At 66.2% G+C, this 2889-nt stretch carries 3 protein-coding genes and 1 pseudogene; 3 read left to right on the top strand and 1 reads right to left on the bottom strand.

What is annotated here, in order from left to right:
- Together KBZ33_RS21260 and petC are read left to right on the top strand one after the other, a co-directional pair.
- Nucleotides 1–543 (top strand): DUF3365 domain-containing protein (locus tag KBZ33_RS21260; RefSeq protein ID WP_255012010.1); only part of this gene is annotated, 543 nt, incomplete at its 5' end.
- Nucleotides 544–613: 70 nt separating this feature from the next.
- Nucleotides 614–1162: a cytochrome b6-f complex iron-sulfur subunit gene (gene petC, locus KBZ33_RS21255; RefSeq protein ID WP_255012009.1), complete on the top strand. Its 549-nt coding sequence runs from the start codon at nt 614–616 to the stop codon at nt 1160–1162.
- Between the two features lie 30 nt (nt 1163–1192).
- Here the strand turns inward: petC and KBZ33_RS21250 are convergent, their stop codons facing one another.
- Nucleotides 1193–2086, bottom strand: coding sequence for an ion channel (locus KBZ33_RS21250; protein ID WP_255012008.1), 894 nt, complete (start codon nt 2084–2086; stop codon nt 1193–1195).
- Nucleotides 2087–2212: 126 nt separating this feature from the next.
- On the opposite strand from KBZ33_RS21250, the pseudogene KBZ33_RS21245 reads away from it, so the two are divergent.
- A pseudogene (locus KBZ33_RS21245) lies at nt 2213–2889 on the top strand (NAD(P)/FAD-dependent oxidoreductase); the annotation flags it as partial.

Here is a 2889-nt window from a genome sequence, read left to right as displayed (position 1 = left end):
GCCCTGGCAGCAGAGGCCTCGCCGCCGGTCGATTCGGCAGCACTCTCCAAGGCCGTTGTGGCAATGGAGCAGCTCGATCAGATGCGCATCTCCCTGGCCTCCACCCTCGAGGGCCGCACCGAGGAGCCCACCATCGAAACGATGAAGGAGGTGTGCAAGCCCGTAGGCATGCGGGCCATCGCCATCGGCAAGGAAAACGGCTGGCAGGTGCGCCAGGTGGCCAGCAAATACCGCAACCCCGACCATGCCCCCGCCAACGCTCAGGAGCGCCAGGTGATCGATCTGTTCAGCCGACACCCTGAGATCAACGGGCTCTGGGAGCCGGCCGTGGCAGACCAGGGCGCCGGCCTGAACTACTACCGCCGCATCAACGTCGAGCCGAGCTGCCTGGCCTGCCACGGCACCAAGACCAGTCGGCCGGGGTTCATCAAGGCCAACTACCCCGACGACAAGGCCTTCGACTTCACGGTGGGTGACCTGCGGGGCATGTATGCCGTGCACCTGCCGGAGGTTGAGGCAGCACTCGCCGCCGCCGCGGGCTGAGCCACGCCACTGCCAAGACTTTTCTACAGTATGCGTATCACCTCATAAATGGATCGGACGTTCCTGAGCCATGACCTTCATTCCCGCACTCCCATCCAGAGACGAGGTCCCCAGCCTGGGGCGTCGCCAGTTCATGAACCTGCTCACCTTCGGTGCCGTCACCGGGGTGGCGCTCGGCGCCCTCTATCCGGTGGTGCGCTACTTCATCCCTCCACGGGAGGCTGGCTCATCGGGTGGCGCCCTTGCCCTCGACGAGCTCGGCAATCCGATCGCGGCCAGCGGCTGGCTGGCCAGCCATAGCGAAGGCGACCGCAGCCTGGTGCAGGGCCTCAAGGGCGATCCCACCTATCTGATCGTTGAAGCAGAGGGCGCCATCGGCGCCATCGGCCTCAACGCCATCTGCACGCATCTGGGCTGCGTGGTCCCCTGGAACAGCGGCGAAAACAAGTTCATCTGCCCCTGCCACGGAAGCCAGTACGACCCGGAGGGGGCCGTGGTGCGCGGCCCGGCCCCGCTGCCCCTGGCGCTGGCCCATGTGGCCGTGGAGGACGAACGGGTGCTGCTCAGCACCTGGAGCGAGAGCGATCCCCGCACCGGCGAGAAGCCCTGGTGGAGCTGAGCTGAGCGTCAGGAAGCTGGCTCCAGCCACTCAGGACGGCTCAATGGATGGGCAGAGGTGGGTCCTGTTGAAATTGGCGGACTCGAAACGTTGGCCCTCATCATCCTCCGCCTGCATCATGTCCACGAAGGCCTGACCGAACAACACCCGGGAGATGGGGTAGTTGTGATGGGCATAGATCGGTCGCTCCAGGGTTTCGTCAATGCCGCGGAAGGACACCAGGATCTCGGCCTCGCCAGCGGCCAGATCCCGGGCTGTTCGCCCCCGCAGCGGGCTGCGGTCATCGATCGGATGCATCAGCGTCCAGGTGAGCAGAAACAGCGGGGAGCGATCGCGGTTCAGGGCCAGCGGGTGCAGACGCCGCATCCGATGGCCCTCTGTCGTGCGCTCATCGATGGCGAGATAGGCCTGAACCGTGGCCTCCAGGATGGTCTTGCGGCGTTCGTTGGCCAGGCGAAACATCAAGGTGGGCTGGCCGTCGTAGTCGTGCACGGTGGCCACCTCCGAGAACAGGATCCGGGCCGTGGAACGGGAGAAGCGACTGAACGCCATCCCCGTCGTCAGGGCGATCACGATCAGTCCCAGCAACGATTCGACGGTGACGACCAGATGGGTGAACAGGCTGCTGGGATGGAAAGCGCCATAGCCGATTGAGCCCAGGGTCTGAACGCTGAAGAAGAAGGCCTCGAGGAAACTGGTGGTCTCGCCAGCCACCCCGGCAATGCCATGGGGATCGACCCAGAAGATCAGGGCGAACAGCAGGTTGAGCAGCAGATACCCCGCGGCGATCAGCCCGAAGAAGCCCGGCCAGGGCACCGCCAGCATCAGGTGATTGGGGTGGCGCCAGTGCCGCAGCCAGTCGGAGGGGTTCACCGCGGTGAAGATGCCCCCATGCTTCTGCAGCCGCAGCGGAGCTGGAGGCATCGGCGCGACCGGCGAGGTTTCAACTGATTTTATCTTTTTATGCGTTTTAGCGCATTAACTTGTGTGTGGCGGGCGGCGTGTCGGCTGGGGCCCGACCCAGGTTGGGACGAAGAGCATGGCCGTGAGATGGGCGAATCCGTAGCGAAACACCACCGTCACCACCGGGTTCTGATCGTGGGCGGTGGCTCCGCCGGGATCACCGTCGCCGCCCAGTTGCTGCGCACCCGCCCCGGCCTGGATGTGGCGATCCTGGAGCCCGCCTCCGTTCACGAGTACCAGTCCGGCTGGATCCTGGCCGGCGCCGGCCTGCTCCCCTACGCCCAGACCCAGCGACCGGAGGCCGCCGTGATCCCGGCCGGTGCCGTCTGGATCCAGGACAGCGCCGCCTGCTTCGAGCCGGAGGCCCGCCGGGTGATCACCGCGGCCGGCGCCAGCCTCAGCTACGAGGTGCTGGTGGTGGCCACGGGCCTGAAGCTCGACTGGAGCCGCATCCAGGGCCTGCCGGAGGCCCTCGGCCAGCACGGCGTCGTCAGCAACTACTCCCACCCCCACATCGCCGCCACCTGGAAGGCGATCCGCGACTTCCGTGGTGGAACGGCCCTGTTCACCCATCCCGCCACACCGATCAAATGCGGGGGGGCCCCGCAGAAGGTGATGTACCTGGCCGACGACATCTTCCAGGCCAGCAGCGGGGTGGGCGTGAACACGCATGTGATCTTCTGCAGCGCCCAGCCGCAGCTGTATCCGGTGGAGGCCTACAACGCCAGCGTCGAGCGTGTCGTGGCGCGCCGGGGGATCGAGAC

This window comes from Cyanobium sp. Cruz-8D1 (genome assembly GCF_024345975.1).
Classification (GTDB): Bacteria; Cyanobacteriota; Cyanobacteriia; order PCC-6307; family Cyanobiaceae; genus Cyanobium.
The sequence above is the reverse complement of the archived record's forward strand: the minus strand, read 5'-3'. Positions and strand labels throughout refer to the sequence as shown.

What these genes read in the sequence shown, in the direction of transcription:
- petC (WP_255012009.1), top strand. Translation starts at nt 614, where the DNA reads ATGACCTTCATTCCCGCACTCCCATCCAGAGACGAGGTCCCCAGCCTG.
- KBZ33_RS21250 (WP_255012008.1), bottom strand. Translation starts at nt 2,086, where the DNA reads ATGCCTCCAGCTCCGCTGCGGCTGCAGAAGCATGGGGGCATCTTCACC.